Origin of the sequence: Micromonospora sp. C51, from assembly GCF_018070435.1 — a bacterium.
GTDB lineage: Bacteria > Actinomycetota > Actinomycetes > Mycobacteriales > Micromonosporaceae > Micromonospora > Micromonospora sediminimaris.
In genome coordinates this window covers 186,194-203,619 of record NZ_JAGPXQ010000001.1, presented here as the reverse complement: position 1 = coordinate 203,619, position 17,426 = coordinate 186,194, and the positions used below count along the sequence as shown (strand labels likewise).

Below are 17,426 nucleotides of genomic sequence, written 5' to 3'. Positions count from 1 at the left end.
GCTGGATCGAACGACTGCCCGCCGCGCCCGACCAGGAGCCTCAGCCGCGGCCACTGGGTGGACCTCCACATCCTCCCTGGGTAGGGGCTCGACGGTGGGCGTCCGGTCGCAGGCCCGCTCGACCGAGACCATGAGATCGGTGTCTGTCATTGCATTATTGGCGAAGAGCTGGTCGGATCTTGTCCGTGCAGAGGTACTTCGACTAGCCTCCCCATGGGAGCTCGGGCAGCTCCGAGCGGGTGGATTGGCTGCGCTCGGGTGCGACGCATCTCGGCGCGTAGACCGGTCCGTCCCGGCCACGGTTGGTCTCCGCCGTGAGCGCATTCAGGGCACCGTCAGTGGATGGATCGTGGGCACGACCGTCCTCCGCTGCCACCGTCACCACCTATGAAGCGCCAACGGCCGTGGTGACTCGACCAACCGCAACGGACCAGATCGGGGAATGTGCCCATGCTACGAAGATTGAATGTGTCGGCGCTCTTCGCGGCCCTTGCCGCCGTCGTGGCTACCACGGCGGTCGCCGCCGGGCCCACCAACGCCGCAGCCGACGCCCCAGTACGGGTGATGCCGCTCGGCGACTCGATCACCGACGGGTTCAATGTGCCCGGCGGGTACCGGATCGACCTCTGGCAGAAGCTCGTGGCCGACGGCTACCAGGTCGACTTCGTCGGCTCCATGTCCAACGGCCCGAGCAGCCTGGGTGATCGCAACCACGAGGGCCACTCGGGGTGGACCATCGCGCAGATCGACGCCAACGTGGTCAACTGGCTGCGGGCCACCACACCCCGCACGGTGATGCTGCACATCGGGACCAACGACATGTTCGGCAACTCGTCCGGCGCACCGTCCCGGCTGTCCACGCTGATCGACAAGATCACCGCCACCGCGCCGGCGGCGGACGTGTTCGTCGCCACCATCGTGCCACTGTCCGGAGCGGACAGTCAGGTGCGCGCGTTCAACGCGGCAATACCCGGCATCGTGCAGAGCAAGGTTGACGCCGGGCGTCGCGTGCACCTGGTGGACATGTACAACGCGTTGACGCTGGCGGACCTGGCGGACGGCGTACACCCCAACGCTCGTGGCTACAGCAAGATGGCCGCCGTCTGGTACGACGCCCTGCGGGCGGTCCCGGGTGCGATCGGCGGTGATACTCCACCTCCGACGACCGCGCCGCCGACGACACCGCCGCCCACCACTCCGCCGCCGACCACTCCACCTCCGACGACTCCGTCGCCGGGACCGGGCTGCACCGCGTCGGTGTCGCTGAATCAGTGGAACGGTGGTTTCGTGGCCACGGTCCGGGTGACCTCGGGCGGAACGTCGATCAATGGTTGGACGGTGACCATGGCACTGCCGTCCGGCGCTACCGTCACCAACGCGTGGAACGCCAACCGCAGCGGCAACACCGGAACTGTCCAGTTCGCCAATGTCAGCTACAACGGCTCCGTGGCCGCTGGTCAGTCGACTGAGTTCGGTTTCCAGGGCACCGGGTCAGGAACGGGCATGGCCCCGGCGTGCTCCGCTACGTAGCGCGAGGCTCCTGCCGGAGGCGGTCCGATTCGTAAACGGCGCCCGCCGCCGCCCGCGCACCGGGCGGCAGCGGGCGCCGGGACCGGCGGTAGTCTGCCGCAGTGGTGTTCCACCCCGATCAGATGACATGGCCACGCACGGCGGCCTCCCGGGGGAACAGCCAGCCGGTCTGCCTGAAGCCCGGCTGGTATCGGGGCGACGTCCACCTGCACACGACGCTCTCCGCTGGCGGCGAACTCACCCCGGCGCAGCTCGCCGCCGCCGCCCGGGGGATCGGGCTGGACTTCGTCGCCACCACCGAGCACAACACCGCCGCCGGGCACGGTGACTGGAGCCGGTACGCGGCCGACGACCTGCTGGTCATTCTCGGACAGGAGGTCACCACCCGCACCGGACACTGGCTAGCGCTCGGCCTCGAAGCCGGGCACCAGATCGAGTGGCGCTACGGCGTGCGCGACGACGTCATAGACCGGCACCTGGCCCGGGTACGCCGAGGCGGCGGGATCTGCGTGGCCGCCCACCCGTACGCGCCGTACGAGTCCGGCACCCTGGCCTATCCGTACCGGTGCTTCGACGCGGTGGAGGTGTGGAACGGACAGTGGCGCTCGGATCTGCCGTGGAACGCCGACAACGAGGCGGCGCTGGCCGAGTGGGGACGCAACCTCGGCCACGACATCCATCGGGGCGGTGGTGGCCGGTGGTCGGCAACAGCGACGCCCACCTCGCCGGTCAGCTCGGCACCCCGCACACCGTGGTCTTCGCCGAGGAACTGGGCGTTGAGGCGGTCCTCGCCGGCCTGAAGGCCGGCCGGAGCTGGATCGCCGGCTCCGCCGCCGTCGACGTGGCGTTCGCCGCCGCGAGCGGTGACCGCGTCGTCGGTGTCGGTGAGCGCCTGGACTCCGGCGGCGAGCCGATCGAGGTGCGGTTGCGGGTGTCCGGGGTGCCGTTCGGCGTCGTCAGTCTGCACACCGAACGCGGCACCGTGCTCCGCGAGCGACTGCCCGCCGACGGGGAGGGCACGGTCCGCTGGCGCACCGCCGCGCGGGAGGGCGGCTTCGTCCGGGCCGAGGTACGCCACCCGGATCGGCGGATGGCGGCCCTGACCAACCCCGTCATCCTGGCCTGACCGGCGGCACCCGTCCCGTGCCGGCTCAGCGCGGCGCGGCGTACGCCAGCGGGGCCTGGACGTCGTCCCAGGTGCCGGTCAAGGTGGCACCGGCCGGGGCGGCGGTGGATCCGGGGCGGCGGATCACCCCCAGCTCGACGGTGTCGGTGACGACGAGCGTCGGGTCGCCGTCGACCACCCGGAGCAGCGCGCCGACCGGAGGCACGACGACGGCGGCGGGAGCGTCGCTGGTGATGGCCATGCTGGGCGGGCGTACCTCGCGCCGGCCGTCAACCTCGAAGTACTCCTCGGCCTGTCCGGCGCCGGCCAGGATGGCCCCGGCCAGAGCGGCCGCGTAAACCGGGTCGCCGACCGCGTCGTAGACCCAGCGCCGACCCAGCACCGAGTGCTCGGTGGTACCCACCAGCCACTCGTCAGCGCCGTCCAGCGGCGCCCCACGGTAGGTCAACGGCACCTGGTGCACCGGCCCGTCGCCGTCGGCGACCAGAAGCGTCTCGATGCCCACCTGCCCGGCCGGGTCGTCGAACCGGTACCCGGCCACGCGCGCCACGTCGACGCCGCCCTCGTACCAGTCGCGGGTCGGCAGCCAGGCCGCCAACAGTTCCAGCTTGGTGGGACGGATGTCCGCCCGGTGCAACAACGCCATGTGCCGCATCGTACGCACCACCGGGACGGGAGCCGGCGTGCCGGGTAAAGCGGTGGCTCCGACGCCCGGCCCTGGCACAGACTCGACCCGTGACGGACCAGATCCGGCAACTCGTCGGGCTTGTCGAACGGGTGCTCGGCGACCGGCTCGTCGGTGCCTACCTGCACGGCTCGGCGGTGCTCGGCGGACTGCGGCCCGCCAGCGACATCGACGTGCTGGTGGTCGCCGCCCGGAGCCTGACCGGTCGGGAGCGACGGCTGCTGCTCGACGGGCTGCTGGCCACCTCCGGTTCGGTGAACCGGGCCCGCCCGATCGAGCTGACCGTGGTCGTCGCCACCGAGGTGCGGCCCTGGCGTTACCCACCCACTGTGGACTTCCAGTACGGCGAGTGGCGTCGTGCCGCGTACCTGTCCGGCGCTGTTCCGCAGCCGGAGACGATGGTGGACCTGGCGTTGGTGGTCGCGGCCGCCCGCGCCGGTGACCACCCGTTGGCCGGACCGCCCCCAGCGCGGCTGCTGGCGGCGGTGCCGACAGCCGACGTGGTCCGGGCGAGCGTGGCCGGCGTGCCGGGCCTGCTCGACGACCTCGACGGCGACACCCGCAACGTGCTGCTCACCCTCGCCCGCGTCTGGTTCACCGTGACCACCGGTGCGGTCCGCGCCAAGGACGTCGCCGCCGACTGGGCCCTGGCCCGCCTGCCGCCGGAGCACCGGCCCGTCCTGGCCCATGCCCGCCGGTTGTACCTCGACCGCCGCTACGAGCAGGAGCGGTGGAGCGAGACGTTGCGCGCCCAGATCCGGCCGCACGTCCACGAGGTGCTGGGCCACATCGGGCGGGCGGTCGGCCGAGGAAGCTTCCCGGCCGCGGATGGCGGCGCGGTGGCGTTGTGGCCTAGCATCTCGGGCCAGTACAACGTCGAGCTCAACGCGGGTTCCCCCGACTCGCCGCCGGTGCCGCCGCCGGGTTAACGGCCCGCGGGAAAGGCACCCCTCGTGAAGATCGTGGCCGCCGACGTCATCGTCACCAGCCCGGATCGCAACTTCGTCACCCTGAGGATCACCACCGAGGACGGCATCACCGGCCTCGGTGACGGCACGCTCAACGGGCGTGAACTCTCCGTCGCCTCGTACCTGCGCGACCACGTCGTGCCGTTGCTGCTCGGGCGCGACGCGCACCGTATCGAGGACGCCTGGCAGTTCCTGTACCGCTCGGCGTACTGGCGGCGCGGGCCGGTCACCATGGCGGCCATCGCCGCGGTCGACGTCGCGCTCTGGGACATCAAGGCCAAGGCCGCGGGGATGCCGCTCTACCAGCTGCTCGGCGGCGCGTCCCGCACCGGCATCATGGCGTACGGGCACGCCTCCGGGCGGGATCTGCCGGAGCTGTTCGACTCCATCCGGGCCCACCTCGACCTCGGCTTCCGGTCCATCCGGGTGCAGACCTCGGTGCCCGGCATCAACGCCGTGTACGGGGTGGCCACCCAGCCCAGCGCCGACGGTAAGCGCTACGACTACGAGCCGGCGCAGCGCACCCCGCTGCCGGCCGAGGAGGACTGGGACACCCGGGCGTACCTGCGCCACCTGCCCGGCGTCTTCGAGGCGGTCCGCAACGAGTTCGGGCCCGAGTTGCCGCTGCTGCACGACGGGCATCACCGGATGACCCCGATCCAGGCCGCGAGGCTGGGCAAGGCCCTGGAACCGTACGACCTGTTCTGGCTGGAGGACTGCACCCCGGCGGAGAACCAGGACGCGCTGCGGCTGGTCCGTCAGCACACCATCACCCCGCTGGCGATCGGCGAGGTGTTCAACACCGTCTGGGACTACCAGACCCTGATCCGGGAACAGTTGATCGACTACGTGCGTTCCGCGGTCACCCACACCGGCGGCATCACCGCGATGCGCAAGCTGCTCGACTTCGCCGCGCAGTACCAGATCAAGTCCGGTATCCACGGGCCGACCGACATCTCGCCGGTCGGCATGGCTGCCGCGCTCCACCTTGACCTGGCCATCCACAACTTCGGCATCCAGGAGTACATGCGGCACGGCGCCCTCACCAACGAGGTGTTCCGCCAGTCGTTCACTTTCACCGACGGCTACCTGCACCCGGGTGAGCAGCCGGGTCTCGGCGTCGAACTGGACGAGGAGGCCGCCGCCCGGTTCCCGTACCAACCGGCGTACCTGCCGTTCAACCGCCTCCAGGACGGCACCGTCCATGACTGGTGACCGGCGGGGATAGCACGTCGGCGGGCCTGGGGGACGGGTTCTCGGGTTTTCCGGGCACACCGTCGGGGTGCGGTCCACCATCTGTTCCGATGGCCTTGGCCGGGTGACGCGACGGCAGGTGGACAGGCGTGCAGGAGACAGCGGTCGAGCCGATCGTCAGCGGCGAGGACACCACCCTGGCGGAGCAGGTGTGGCGCAACGCGGCCGAGGACCCGGACGCGGTGCAGTTCGTCCGGCCCGACCCGGATCCCCGGTCGTGGCCGGTGCGCCGCTCCGGACGGGGCGGCGCCCTGCCGGTGACCTGCCGGCAGTTCCGCGATGACGTGGTCGCGGTGGCCCGTGGTTTCGTCGCCGCCGGGATCGCGCACGGCGACCGGGTCGGGTTGCTCAGCCGCACCCGGTACGAGTGGACGCTTGTCGATTACGCCCTCTGGTCGATCGGCGCGGTGACCGTGCCGATCTACGACACCTCCAGCCCGGAACAGATCCGCTGGATGCTCGGCGACTCCGGTGCGGTCGGCTGCGTGCTGGAGACCGCCGACCACGCCTTCAGCGTGGCCGATCTGCGTTCGGAGCTGCCCGAGTTGCGGCAGACCTGGCGTATCGACGCCGGCGATCTCATCGAGCTGGTGGCGCGGGGCCGCGCCGTCGACGCCACCGAGGTGGATGCGCGTCGAGCCGCCGTGACCGGCGCCGACATCGCCACCATCGTCTACACCAGCGGCACCACCGGCCCGCCGAAGGGCTGCGTGCTGGCGCACCGAAATCTCTCCGCCGACATCGGCAACGCCACCGCGGTGCTTCCCCAGTTGCTGCACCCGGGTGCGACGACGGTGCTGTTCCTGCCGCTGGCGCATGCCTTCGCCCGGCTGATCCAGATCGGCATGGTGCACAACCGCGCCACCATGGTGCACAGCGCCGACATCTCCGGAGTGCTCGACCAGCTGCGCCGGTTCAAGCCCACCTTCATCCTCGCCGTGCCCCGGATGTTCGAGAAGCTGCACGACCAGGCCCGCCACACCGCCGAGGACGCGCACCGGGGATGGCTCTTCGGCCTCGCCGAGCGGGCGGCCGTGCGGTACAGCCGGGCGCTGGACACGCCAGGCGGACCCGGAAAGCTGCTCCGCCTGGCGCACCTGGTGTTCGACCTCGCCGCGTACCGCCGGTTGCGCGCCGCCCTCGGCGGACGATGCCGGATGGCCATCGTGGGCGGCGCGCCGCTGGGGGAGCGGCTCGGTCACTTCTTCCGGGGCACCGGCATCACCGTGCTGGAGGGGTACGGGTTGACCGAGACCTCCCCGGCGCTGACCGCGAACCTGCCGACGGAGATGCGGATCGGCACGGTCGGGCGACCACTGCCGGGGGTACGGATCCGCATTGCCGACGACGGCGAGATCCACGCCCGGGGCGAGGTGGTGTTCGGCGGTTACTGGAACAACCCGGAGGCCACCCGGGCGGCGTTGACCGACGACGGCTGGCTGCGTACCGGCGACCTCGGCACGATCGACGACGACGGTTTCCTGCGGATCACCGGACGGACGAAGGACATCATGGTCACGGCCGCCGGTAAGAACATCGCGCCCGGGCCGATCGAGGAGCGGATCCGAGCGCATCCGCTGATCAGCCAGGTGATGCTGGTCGCCGACGGTCGCCCCTACGTCGCCGCGCTGGTGACGGTGGACCCGCAGGCGTGGACGCGCTGGCGGGAGCAGCACGGGCACCCCGGGGCGTCGGTGTCCGCGTTGCGGGACGATTCGGAGTTACGTGGCGAGATCCAGGTGGCGATCGACCAGGCCAACCGCAGCGTCTCCCGGGCCGAACAGGTCAAGACCTTCCGGATCCTGCACCGGGATCTCACCGAGGTGGACGGGGAACTCACCCCCACGCTCAAGATCAAACGGGAGGCGGTGCAGGATCATTTCGCCGACGAGGTCGCCGCCCTCTACCACGGCCATTAGGGTCAGCGCCGGCTCGCCGCTGCCCAGCCGGTGCTGATCAGGAACAGTGCGGCACTGTAGGTCGCCATCACCAGCACGCCGTGTCCGGGCGCTGTCGTACCGGCCGCGCCGAGGCCGATCAACAGGTCCGAGAAGAGGAACAGCGCGCCGCCGAGCGCGACCCGCAGGCCGACCGCGGTCGCGGTCGCCGCCATCAGGCACAACGCCAGGCTGTACCCGAGCACCGGCAGCCGCAGCTCGCCCAGCCGCGGCCACAGCAGCGCGTTCGCCACCACCCACAGCGTCAGGTACCCGGCCAGCGCCGCCGGTCGGGCCCGGCGGTGACCGACGAACGCGGTGACGAACGCCAGTTGGGTGCCGAGGAAACAGCCCATCCCGACCAGGAAGGCGGTGTCCGACGGCACCAGCAGCGCGATGTCTCCAGCGGTGGCGAGCAGCAGGCCGACCGCGATCGGGGCGTTCGCCGCGCGGACCCGCCACAGCCAGGTCAGCAGCAGCGGTGCCAGGAGCGGCTTGGCCAACCACTGCACCGCGAGCACGTCGCTGGCGACGGCGACCAGTTCGACGGCCGCCACGACGGCGAACGCCCAGAGCAACACCACATCCCGGTCCGGCCGCCGCGGCCGCGTGTCCACCAGCCTCCGGCCGCCGCCGGTCGCGGTGTTCATCGGGCCGGCTGCCAGCCCGGGCGGCGCAGCAGGTACCCGAGCCGCTCCCGCCAGGACCTGGCGGTGCGCAGGTCCCGCCAGATGGCCGCGTACTCGTGGGTCGCCACCCGCAGCGGGTTGTAGGTGCCGATGTTCTTGGTCAGGCCGTACCGGACCGCGTCGCCCTCAGCCTGGAAGGTCCCGAAGATTCGATCCCAGATGATCAGAATGCCGCCGTAGTTGCGGTCCAGGTACTCGTCGTTCGAGCCGTGGTGCACCCGGTGATGTGAGGGGGTGTTGAACAGCAACTCGATCGGTCGGGGCAGCAGATTGATCCGCTCGGTGTGCAGGAAGAACTGGTAGAGCAGGCTGATCGACTGCTGAAGGAAGATCATCCACGGTGGAATGCCGAGCAGGGCCAGGCCCAGCCAGAAGGGCAGCGAGGTCATCGGCGTCCAGCTCTGCCGTAGGGCGGTGGAGAAGTTGAAGAACACGCTGGAGTGGTGCACCACGTGCCCGGCCCACAGCAGTCGCACCTCGTGGTGGGCCCGATGGAACCAGTAGTAGGCGAAGTCGTCGGCGAAGAACAACAACACCCAGACCCACCAGTCGCCGGGGGAGAGACTGAACGGCGAGATGGTGTAGGCGGCGGCGTACAGGCCGATCGTGAGCAGCTTCCACGGCACGCCGATGACCTGGCTGCCGGCACCCATGGTCAGGCTGGTGGCAGTGTCCCGGGCCGCGTAGCCCCGTTCGGCGTCGTCGGGCGCGAACCGGTACGACAGCGCCTCGACGGTGATGAGCAGGAGGAACGCGGGGATGGCGTAGAGCACGGCGGGGATCATGCCCGGCTGTCCTTTCTGGTCGGGGCGGTGAGCGCGGCGGTGAGCAGCGATCGGGCCTGTTCGGCGGCCTCGACGTCCCGGCCGTCGGCGATGGCCGACGCCAGCCGACGGTGCCCGGTGACGTCGAGCAGTTCGGTGGCGCGCCGCTGGGGCGGCACCTCGGCCACCGCCAGGGCGCCGGCCACCAGGCTGTTGAAGGCCAGCAGGTACGCGGTGTTGCCGCAGCCGTCCAGGATCAGCCGCCAGACGGCGATGTTGGCCTCACCCATCGCGGTCAGGTCGGGTGCGAGGTCGGCGAACTCCTCGACCGCGCGGACGATCCGTCGTCGCGCCGCGTCGTCGGCCCGGCGGGCGCAGAGCCGGGCCGCGTCGACGCCGATGCAGGCCCGCATGTCCATCATGTCGCGGACCAGGGTGGCGACCGGCAGGACGTCTCCGGAGCGCACCAGGGAGAGCGCGAGATCCAGACCGGCGTGCACCCGCCAGTCCAACACCCGGGTGGCGCCGCCCTGGCTGATCCGGACCAGGCCGAGTTGCTGCAACCGGCGCAGCGCCTCCCGGACCGCATGCCGGTTCACCTGGAAGGTCGTCGCCAGCTCCCGTTCGCCGGGCAGCGTGTCGTCGGTGCGGTAGGTGCCACTGACGATGGCGTCGCGCAGCTGTCCGAAGACCAGGTCGGAGACGGAAGCCCGGGTGACGGGGACGAATGTCATGCCCGGCAGTGTGGCCCAGGGCACATCAACCCGTCAACTGGTTGGACCAGTCCGGAACCTGGCGGATCGACACGCCCGTGGCTCGTGACCGTACTGTCGCAGTGAGTTATGGTGCGTTCGCAGCGGGTGGCAGTCGGGCACGGGAGGCGCCGGTGACGAGACGACGGCGTGGCCTCGCACGCGCGGTCCTACGACTCGGTTTCCTGACCGCGGTCGCCGGGTTGGCCTGGTGTGCCTACGACGTCGCCTCGACCGATTCCGCCCGCGCCGCCGGGGAGCCGCCGGTCGCCACTCAGGACGGAGCAACGCCCCGCGTCGGTGACCTCGTTCGAGGGCTGTTGACGCCGGTGCTCGGGTCGGATGCGCCCGCCCCGGACCCCCCTCCACCGCCCGGTCCCGCGCCCCGATCGGCCGATCCGCACGCGTCCGATCCGCCCAGGGCCGATCGGCCCCGCCCTCACCGGCCCGACGATCGTCGGCGGCGTACCGAGCCCGCGCCACCGAGGCGGGACGCCTCGCCGAAGCCGCCTGGTAAGCAGGCGCCAACGCCACCACCCGGCCAACCAGCGGAGGCTCAACCCGAGCCCGCTGATGGCCGGCCCGGGGGACGGCAGTCTCCCCCTGTCGGTGGGCAACCGCCGCAGGACACCGCGCCGCCGCTGCTCGACTCCGTTCTGGAGGGTGCGGACCCGGTCTTGCGGGAGCTGACGCCGGTCCTCGACCTGCTGAATCCGCTTCTCGATCTGGTGGAGCCGGTGCTCGACGTGCTGGATCCGGTCGTCGAGCTGCCCCAGCCCGCCCCGGTACCGACACCGGTGGACCCGACCCCGCAACCCGCCCCGGATCCCGGCGCCCCGGCGGCACCGGGAGCCGATCTCGTGCCACCGGCACCGGACGCCGAGCCCGCGGGACCGGTCAGCCCGGACCGGACTGACCTCGACCCGGAGAGCGCCCGGCAACTCGGCACCGCCGATCACCGCACCCGTCACCTCTCCGGCTACCCGTCGGCGGCGTCGTCGCACTCCGGCAAGGGGGCCGTCGACGGCGAGGAGCACGACCGAAGCCGCCCGGCCGACCGCACGCCGGGCACGCCGCCCTTCTCGCCGGCGCCCGGCACCAGCGGCGCTGAGTCGGCCCCGACCTCGCACAGCGGCCCGGCCGACCTGGCTGTGGCTGGCTGGTCGCCGCCGGCGGTCAGCGGCCGGGTGACCCGGCTGGCGCGCACCCGGCGACGGCCCTCCCGCTCGCCGCGACCGCGCAGCCGGCCAGCCTGACCGCAGCCCTGCCACTTCCGCGCGGCCACGCCGGTCGTGGCCGCGTCACGCGACACTTCACGGCGGTCGTACACCGCCGACCGTCCTCCGAGCCTGCTCGCGCGTGTCCTGTCGCGACGGCTCGGCACCGTCCTTCGACTTCATGCCTCACCAGGAGTACCCATGCACGTCACCCTGCCCGTCAACCGTGCCCGATGGTGCGACCTCGACTGGATCGTCGACCTGCTCACCGCCACGATCGTCCCGACCTCTCTCGGCGCGTGGCTCGTCCCCGACGAGCGGCGGCGTCCCGCCGTGATCGCCGCCGTGGCCCGCATCTGGACCGAGCACGCCCTGCTGTTCGGCGACGCGTTCCTGCTCAAGGACGGGACCGCCGCCACCGTCTGGTTCCACCGCTATCGCCCGATCCCGCCGCCACCCCGCTATGACGAGCGACTCGACGACGCCAGCGGCGTACACGCCCCGCGCTTCCGCCATGTCGATCACCTGCTTGCCGCGCGGCGGCCCGCCGAGGCGCACAACCACCTCGCGTTCCTCGCCGCACCACCGGACGCCGACCGGGCTCGTCAGGCCGCCGCCGTCCTCGCCGGCAGCCACCGGTACATGGACAATCTCGGCCTGCCCGCCTACGCGGAGGCGCACGGCGACGACGACCTGCGCCTCTATCGCCGGCTGGGCTACCGGGGCCGGCAACGTCTGTCGGGTCCCGGCGGCGCCACCGTCAACCTGCTCTGGCGGCCGGTCCCGTCGGTCCGGATCAGTCACTCCACCTTTCCGACGCGACGGGTACCAGCCGCCCTACAGGCGACGCCGCCGCCCAGGACGGTGATAACGGCCGACGCCGGAGGAGGGGCCTGCCGCTGATCCGTACCGAGATGGCACGAACGTGATCCGTCCTCCGGCGACCCGGACGCGCGGGTCGGTCCCGGCCGACCCGCGCCGCGCCCACCCCGGCTCACGGCACCACTGCCCACCGCCGGGGTGGCCGCCGGGCGTCAACGCTGGGCGGTCGGCGAGGGGGGAGCGCTGCCGCCCTGAGAGCCCTCGACGGACATCAGTTCCACCAGCGCCTTGCGGTCGGCCGCCGACGGCAGCCCCCAGCCCGGTCGATACCCGTACACCTCGCGCAGCGGAGTGGCGCTGGTCCGCCCGCCGAGTATCTCCACGGCGTCGGTGTCGATCAGCCCTGGATGCTCCACTCCGCACGCCTCGGCGACCTTCATCAGGTCCCGCCGCAGCGTCTTGATGTAGTGCGCCGCCCGGACCGACTTCGATGCCGGGTCCAGCCCTCGGGTCAGCCAGGCGTTCTGGGTGGCCACGCCGGTGGGGCAGGTGTCGGTGTGGCACTTCTGCGCCTGGATGCAGCCGATCGCCAGCATCGCCTCCCGGCCCACGGCCACCATGTCGCAGCCGAGCGCGAATGCGACCACCGCGTTGTCGGGCAGGCCGAGCTTGCCGGAGCCGATGAAGACGACCTGCTCGTGCAGGTCACGTTCGGCGAAAACGGGGTAGATCCGGGCGAAGCCCTGCTGGAACGGCAGTGACACGGAATCGGTGAAGATCAGCGGGGCGGCCCCGGTGCCGCCCTCGCCACCGTCGACGGTGACGAAGTCGACGCCGCGGCCGGTGTCGCGCATCAGGTCGGCCAACTCGGTCCAGAAGTCGAGGTCGCCCACGGCCGACTTGATGCCGACCGGCAGGCCGGTCTCGGCGGCCAGGAGTTCCACCCAGTCGAGCAGGCTGTCGCAGTCGGAGAACTCCGCGTGCCGAGACGGGCTGACACAGTCCCGTCCGATCGGGATGCCTCGGGTCGCGGCGATCTCCGCCGACACCTTCGCCCCCGGCAGCAGGCCCCCCAGGCTGGGCTTGGCGCCCTGGCTGAGCTTGATCTCCAGCGCGCGCACCGGTGCGCCGGCGACCGCGTCCTTGAGCCGGGCCAGGTCGAACCGGCCCCGATCGTCGCGGCAGCCGAAGTACGCGGTACCCAGTTGCAGGATCAGCTCGCCGCCGTGGCGGTGGTACGGGGACAGCCCGCCCTCGCCGGTGTTGTGCAGGCAGCCGGCGATCGCCGCGCCCCGGTTCAACGCCTCCACAGCGGGGCCGGACAGGGAGCCGAAGCTCATCCCGGAGATGGTCACCACCGATCCGGGGCGGAACGCGTGGGTGCGTCGTCGCGCGCCTCCGAGCACCTTCGCCGACGGCAGCCGCACCTCGTGCCCGGTCGTCGGCGTCGACGGCGGTACCGCCCGACCGAAGGTGCGGTGCTTGATGACCGGATAGCCCGGGGTGTACTCGATGTCGTTGTCGGTGCCGAACCCGAAGTAGTTGTTCTGCCGCTTCGCGGAGGCGTACACCCAGCGGCGCTGGTCCCGGGTGAACGGACGTTCCTCGTTGTTGCCGGCCACGATGTACTGCCGTAGCTCCGGTCCGAGCGATTCGAGCAGGTAGCGTGCCCGACCCAGCAGCGGGAAGTTGCGCCTCAGCGCGTGCTCACGTTGCAGCAGGTCACGGGCGGCGAGCGCGGCGAGCGCGGTGACGGCGGCGGGTACGGCGTGACGGGCCCATCTCATTCCGCCACACTTTCCGTCGCCGAGCCAGGTCAAACGTCGGGGCGGTGCAGCTCAGGGCCGGTCGGCCGCACCAGGCGCAGCGGAAGGCCGCCGACCGTGCCCACCGGACGACTCACCAGGTATCCACCCGGTGAGGTCGGTGCACCCGCCGGGACGATGACGTCACCGGCGGCGGTGGCGATAATGATCGCGTGTTCAGCGGCACGGTTCACTTGCGCGTGGCGCGGATAGTGGCGACATGAACGGTTGGCAGGTCTCCGGCTACACCCCGGTCCGTCGGCTCGGTGCCGGTGCCTCCGGCAGCGTCGATCTCGCCGTGCACGACGCCACCGGCACCGCGGTGGCGATCAAGTATCTGACCACCGGGCCCGACGACGAGCTGTTGCGGGCCGACTTCCGGGACGAGGCGCGGCTGCTTGCCGACATCGACGACCCGCACATCTGTCGCCTCTACGAGTACGTCGAGGCGCCCGGCGGTGCGGCGATCGTGATGGAGTTGGTCAACGGCGTGTCGCTGCGCCAGATGCTGCGTGCGCAGGGCCCCACCACACCGGAGTCCGCGCTCTGCGTGCTCAAGGGTTCCCTGGCCGGGCTCGGTGCGGCGCACGCGCGCGGCGTGGTGCATCGTGACTACAAGCCCGAGAACGTGCTGGTGACTGCCGAGGGCACGAGCAAGCTCGCCGACTTCGGCATCGCCATGCCGGTCGGCGCCGCCTCCGGTGGCACTGTCACCGGCACCCCCCGCTACATGGCTCCCGAGCAGTGGTCCGGTGCGCCGGCCACCCCGGCCTGCGACATCTACGCCGCCACCGCCACCTTCTTCGAATGCCTCACCGGCCACCCGCCGTTCGACGGGCGGGATCTGGCCACGCTGCGCCGGCAGCACATCCGGGCGCCGATCCCCACCGATCGGGCGCCGCGCCCGGTGCACGGCCTGCTGCGCGACGGGATGGCCAAGCGGCCCGACGACCGTCCACAGCCCGCGCAGGTCTTCCTCGCCAACCTGGAGGAGGTAGCCGCCGGTGCCTACGGGGACGACTGGGAGGAACGAGGGTGGCGCGAGCTGGCTCGCCGGGCAGCGCTGCTGGCGGCTCTGTTTCCGTTCCCGGACGGCAGCGGGGGCGGCATCAGCGTGGCCAGCACGGCGGTCGGTGCCTATGCGCCGATATCGGTGGGCGAGGCCGCCGACGGATCCGTACCTCGGCGGACCGGACGGTCCCGGGCGGCGCTGGTCGGGTCCGGCCTGGTGGCGGCGATGCTGGTCGGCGTTGCCGGGCTCAGCTACGCCGGGAAGGACGAGCCACCGTCGGTCGGTGCGGCGGCGGCCACCGAGGCCCGCACGGATCTGACCGCCGGGACCGTCCCGACCGTCGGAGTCCCGGCCGCACAGCAGCCGACGCCAACGTCCGACGTGCCGACGGTCGGCACCCCCGATCCACCCACCCCGACCGGTACGGCGACCGTCCCGACGGGCGGCACAACGGTCGAGCCGAGCCGGTCGGTACGTCCCCCGGGCGGCTCACCGACCGCGACGCCGGTGCCCACGTCGTCCACCAGTCCCGCACCGCCGTCGGACACCACCGCGCCCACCGTCGACCGGGTCACCGCGAGTCCGACCGAACTGGATCCGGCGGGCTGCCCGTTCGGACCGACCGCGAGCACGGTCACCGCGCTCGTCGCCGACGACCGTACCGACTCGGGTGAGCTGCGGGTCCGTCTGCGCTACACGCTCGAGAAGCGGTCGTACGAGCAGAACATGGCTCAGCTGCGTGGCGGCCAGTTCCGGGGCGTGCTCGGCGACCTGCCCAGGCCCGGAGCGACCACGCGGATCCCGGTCGCGGTCCTGGCCACCGACGCCGTCGGTAACACCACCACCGGTGCGACGGTGCACGTGACGCTCTACTCCTTCTGCACGCCCGGCTGACCAGCCGCCCCCCGCACCCAGGCCCGCGACGAACGCAGGAGACGACAGCGTGAATCAGCCGGACGACGCCGCCACGGAGGCCCTGCCCACCCAACGGGTACCGGCCGAGCCGACCGTCACCCTGCCCGCACACCCACCGTCCGTGACCGCACCTAAGGCGTCACTCGACGGTGCGGAGCCGACGCTCTCACTCGACGGTGCGGAGCCGACGCTGTCGCTGGCTGGGACCGGGGGAGACACGACGGCCGCGAATGTCACGGTCGGTACGCGTACCGGCGGCACGGCCCTGCCCGCGCCCACCGCCGGGCCCGGCGGCGAGCTGCGGTTCGGTCCCGGCGTGCCGGTCGCCCCGCCAGTGGCACCGGCCTGGCCGGCACCCGCGCCGCCGCGCCGGCCGTCGCCCTGGCGTCGCTTGACCACAGTGCTCTCCGCGCTGCTGAGCCTCGCGCTGCTGACCGCGGTGGGGTTGTGGATCTGGCAGCGACTCAGCCCGCTGGAGATCGCCGATGTAACCGCGAGCGTGCCCCGACCGGCCGGCGCACGCTGCGACGTCACCGTCGACGTGGTCGCCACCGTGCGGACCAACGGCCGCGCGGGCGTGATCGAGTATCAGTGGCTGCGGACCGGCAGTGCGCCAGGTGCTCTGCTCACCGAGCGCGTCGGTCGGGGACAGCGTAGCGTCACGCTGACGTTGCGCTGGTCGTTCACCGGGGTCGGCAGCACCACGGAGACCGCGACGGTGAACATCGTGTCGCCGGCACCGGCGCAGGCGGCGACCGAGGTCAGCTACGCCTGTCCAGGCTGACTCCGACGGGCCGGTGGTCGGGATGCGTCTGGGGCTCGGACGCCTAGCCCCCGGGATGCAGCGGCCCCATCCTGATCGCCTACGCCATGGAACCGGGCAGCGCCGTGGAACCGGGCAGCGCTGCGTCCAGCGGCTGCCGCTGCTCGCTGCGGACGCGACCTGACGACCTCTGCCGGCCGCACCGACATTCGCCTCTGGAACGAGCCGGCCCGACGCCGCTCTCGTACTATGAATCGCGGGCCGTCAACAACCGAAAGTTTCGATCTGGGACGTCGTTCGGGTGATCGGGTGGGTGGCGGAGTGGGTCATCGTCGCAGCACAGATGGGGCATTGGTGCCCTTCACGGTGACTCGGGCCGGCTCGGGACACAGTGGCACCAATTAAGATCATTGTTGACATTTATGCGACTCGATGCTTGTCTGGCGTTGGAAGCGCTCCCACCCACCGACACCACCGAGGAACGGAGGACGCACATGCGTTCACGCAGGCCTGATCAGAGCGGCGGACGATCCCGGTCAGCCGTCCGCCAGCCCCTTCGGGTGCTTGCCGTGCTGCTCGCGATGATGGTCGGCGTGCTGCCGTGGAGCAGCCCGGTCCAGGCCCACGGCACCATCATCAACCCGGCCTCCCGCGCCTACCAGTGCTGGCAGAGCTGGGGCAGCCAGCACACGAACCCGGCCATGCAGCAGCAGGACCCCATGTGTTGGCAGGCGTTCCAGGCCAACCCGGACACCATGTGGAACTGGATGAGCGCGCTGCGGGACGGCCTGGGCGGCAACTTCCAGGGCCGCACCCCCGACGGGCAGCTCTGCAGCAACGGGCTGTCCAGGAACAACAGCCTGAACCAGCCTGGTGCGTGGCGGACGACCAACGTGAGCCGCAACTTCACGGTCCAGCTCTACGACCAGGCCAGCCACGGCGCCGACTTCTTCCGCGTCTACGTCAGCAAGCAGGGATTCGACCCCACCACCCAGCGGCTCGGCTGGGGCAACCTCGACTTCATCACGCAGACCGGCAGGTACGCGCCCGCGCAGAACATCTCGTTCAACGTCTCGACCTCCGGCTACACCGGACGCCACATCGTCTTCGTCATCTGGCAGGCATCGCACCTCGACCAGGCGTACATGTGGTGCAGTGACGTGAACTTCGTCTGATCGACCAGCTCC

Annotated in this window: 17 protein-coding genes; 11 read left to right on the top strand and 6 right to left on the bottom strand. The window is 71.5% G+C overall.

The genetic code is table 11. The features are described from left to right. The first annotated feature begins 450 nt into the window (after positions 1–450). From KBX50_RS00980 to KBX50_RS32580, 3 genes are all read left to right on the top strand, one after another. Complete coding sequence (locus tag KBX50_RS00980; RefSeq protein ID WP_210933760.1) at positions 451–1,530, top strand: cellulose binding domain-containing protein; 1,080 nt, start codon at positions 451–453, stop codon at positions 1,528–1,530. Between the two features lie 122 nt (positions 1,531–1,652). Further along, the gene (locus KBX50_RS00975) at positions 1,653–2,330 is read left to right on the top strand and encodes a CehA/McbA family metallohydrolase (RefSeq protein ID WP_247672873.1); all 678 of its coding nucleotides are present in this window, start codon (positions 1,653–1,655) and stop codon (positions 2,328–2,330) included. Next, positions 2,228–2,656, top strand: a complete 429-nt coding sequence (locus KBX50_RS32580; protein ID WP_374224555.1) for a PHP-associated domain-containing protein — start codon at positions 2,228–2,230, stop codon at positions 2,654–2,656. Before KBX50_RS00975 ends, KBX50_RS32580 begins: the two co-directional genes overlap by 103 nt. 25 nt (positions 2,657–2,681) lie before the next feature. Here KBX50_RS32580 and KBX50_RS00970 read toward each other — a convergent pair whose 3' ends face one another. Continuing rightward, positions 2,682–3,302, bottom strand: a complete 621-nt coding sequence (locus KBX50_RS00970; protein ID WP_210933758.1) for a hypothetical protein — start codon at positions 3,300–3,302, stop codon at positions 2,682–2,684. 89 nt (positions 3,303–3,391) lie between these two features. Here KBX50_RS00970 and KBX50_RS00965 point away from each other — a divergent pair, with 89 nt between their 5' ends. The 3 genes from KBX50_RS00965 (at position 3,392) to KBX50_RS00955 (ending at position 7,482) form a co-directional block, all read left to right on the top strand. Beyond that, complete coding sequence (locus tag KBX50_RS00965) at positions 3,392–4,270, top strand: aminoglycoside adenylyltransferase family protein (protein WP_210933757.1); 879 nt, start codon at positions 3,392–3,394, stop codon at positions 4,268–4,270. A 24-nt stretch (positions 4,271–4,294) separates the two neighbouring features. Then, entirely contained in the window at positions 4,295–5,524 is a 1,230-nt protein-coding gene (manD, locus tag KBX50_RS00960) for a D-mannonate dehydratase ManD (protein ID WP_210933756.1), read from the top strand. A 128-nt stretch (positions 5,525–5,652) separates the two neighbouring features. Continuing rightward, the gene (locus tag KBX50_RS00955) at positions 5,653–7,482 is read left to right on the top strand and encodes a long-chain fatty acid--CoA ligase (RefSeq protein ID WP_210933754.1); all 1,830 of its coding nucleotides are present in this window, start codon (positions 5,653–5,655) and stop codon (positions 7,480–7,482) included. Positions 7,483–7,484: 2 nt separating this feature from the next. Here the strand turns inward: KBX50_RS00955 and KBX50_RS00950 are convergent, their stop codons facing one another. The 3 genes from KBX50_RS00950 to KBX50_RS00940 are packed head-to-tail and all read right to left on the bottom strand — an operon-like array spanning position 7,485 to position 9,687. After that, a complete protein-coding gene (locus KBX50_RS00950) occupies positions 7,485–8,117 on the bottom strand; it encodes a lysoplasmalogenase (protein ID WP_307870790.1) in 633 nt (210 codons plus the stop codon). A 29-nt stretch (positions 8,118–8,146) separates the two neighbouring features. Next, the gene (locus KBX50_RS00945; protein WP_210933752.1) at positions 8,147–8,974 is read right to left on the bottom strand and encodes a sterol desaturase family protein; all 828 of its coding nucleotides are present in this window, start codon (positions 8,972–8,974) and stop codon (positions 8,147–8,149) included. Next, a complete protein-coding gene (locus KBX50_RS00940) occupies positions 8,971–9,687 on the bottom strand; it encodes a FadR/GntR family transcriptional regulator (RefSeq protein WP_210933749.1) in 717 nt (238 codons plus the stop codon). The genes KBX50_RS00945 and KBX50_RS00940 overlap by 4 nt, the downstream gene beginning before the upstream one ends. 695 nt (positions 9,688–10,382) lie before the next feature. Here KBX50_RS00940 and KBX50_RS00935 point away from each other — a divergent pair. Then, the gene (locus KBX50_RS00935; RefSeq protein ID WP_210933747.1) at positions 10,383–10,961 is read left to right on the top strand and encodes a hypothetical protein; all 579 of its coding nucleotides are present in this window, start codon (positions 10,383–10,385) and stop codon (positions 10,959–10,961) included. 162 nt (positions 10,962–11,123) lie between these two features. Beyond that, positions 11,124–11,825: a hypothetical protein gene (locus KBX50_RS00930; RefSeq protein ID WP_210933744.1), complete on the top strand. Its 702-nt coding sequence runs from the start codon at positions 11,124–11,126 to the stop codon at positions 11,823–11,825. Between the two features lie 131 nt (positions 11,826–11,956). Here KBX50_RS00930 and KBX50_RS00925 read toward each other — a convergent pair whose 3' ends face one another. Both KBX50_RS00925 and KBX50_RS00920 read right to left on the bottom strand, forming a co-directional pair. After that, the gene (locus KBX50_RS00925) at positions 11,957–13,531 is read right to left on the bottom strand and encodes an FMN-binding glutamate synthase family protein (RefSeq protein ID WP_210933743.1); all 1,575 of its coding nucleotides are present in this window, start codon (positions 13,529–13,531) and stop codon (positions 11,957–11,959) included. 29 nt (positions 13,532–13,560) lie between these two features. Next, positions 13,561–13,743, bottom strand: a complete 183-nt coding sequence (locus KBX50_RS00920) for a hypothetical protein (RefSeq protein ID WP_210933741.1) — start codon at positions 13,741–13,743, stop codon at positions 13,561–13,563. 26 nt (positions 13,744–13,769) lie between these two features. Here KBX50_RS00920 and KBX50_RS00915 point away from each other — a divergent pair, with 26 nt between their 5' ends. The 3 genes from KBX50_RS00915 to KBX50_RS00905 all read left to right on the top strand — a co-directional run bounded on the left by KBX50_RS00915 (position 13,770) and on the right by KBX50_RS00905 (position 17,414). After that, complete coding sequence (locus KBX50_RS00915) at positions 13,770–15,455, top strand: serine/threonine-protein kinase (protein ID WP_210933740.1); 1,686 nt, start codon at positions 13,770–13,772, stop codon at positions 15,453–15,455. A 49-nt stretch (positions 15,456–15,504) separates the two neighbouring features. After that, entirely contained in the window at positions 15,505–16,260 is a 756-nt protein-coding gene (locus KBX50_RS00910) for a hypothetical protein (RefSeq protein WP_210933738.1), read from the top strand. Positions 16,261–16,808: 548 nt separating this feature from the next. Next, entirely contained in the window at positions 16,809–17,414 is a 606-nt protein-coding gene (locus KBX50_RS00905) for a lytic polysaccharide monooxygenase (RefSeq protein WP_307870787.1), read from the top strand. Positions 17,415–17,426 lie beyond the last annotated feature (12 nt).

Bases quoted from the DNA above. Each gene is read 5' to 3' on its own strand.
- KBX50_RS00980 (WP_210933760.1), top strand. From the start codon at position 451: ATGCTACGAAGATTGAATGTGTCGGCGCTCTTCGCGGCCCTTGCCGCC.
- KBX50_RS00975 (WP_247672873.1), top strand. From the start codon at position 1,653: ATGACATGGCCACGCACGGCGGCCTCCCGGGGGAACAGCCAGCCGGTC.
- KBX50_RS00970 (WP_210933758.1), bottom strand. From the start codon at position 3,302: ATGGCGTTGTTGCACCGGGCGGACATCCGTCCCACCAAGCTGGAACTG.
- KBX50_RS00945 (WP_210933752.1), bottom strand. From the start codon at position 8,974: ATGATCCCCGCCGTGCTCTACGCCATCCCCGCGTTCCTCCTGCTCATC.
- KBX50_RS00940 (WP_210933749.1), bottom strand. From the start codon at position 9,687: ATGACATTCGTCCCCGTCACCCGGGCTTCCGTCTCCGACCTGGTCTTC.
- KBX50_RS00930 (WP_210933744.1), top strand. From the start codon at position 11,124: ATGCACGTCACCCTGCCCGTCAACCGTGCCCGATGGTGCGACCTCGAC.
- KBX50_RS00925 (WP_210933743.1), bottom strand. From the start codon at position 13,531: ATGAGATGGGCCCGTCACGCCGTACCCGCCGCCGTCACCGCGCTCGCC.
- KBX50_RS00915 (WP_210933740.1), top strand. From the start codon at position 13,770: ATGAACGGTTGGCAGGTCTCCGGCTACACCCCGGTCCGTCGGCTCGGT.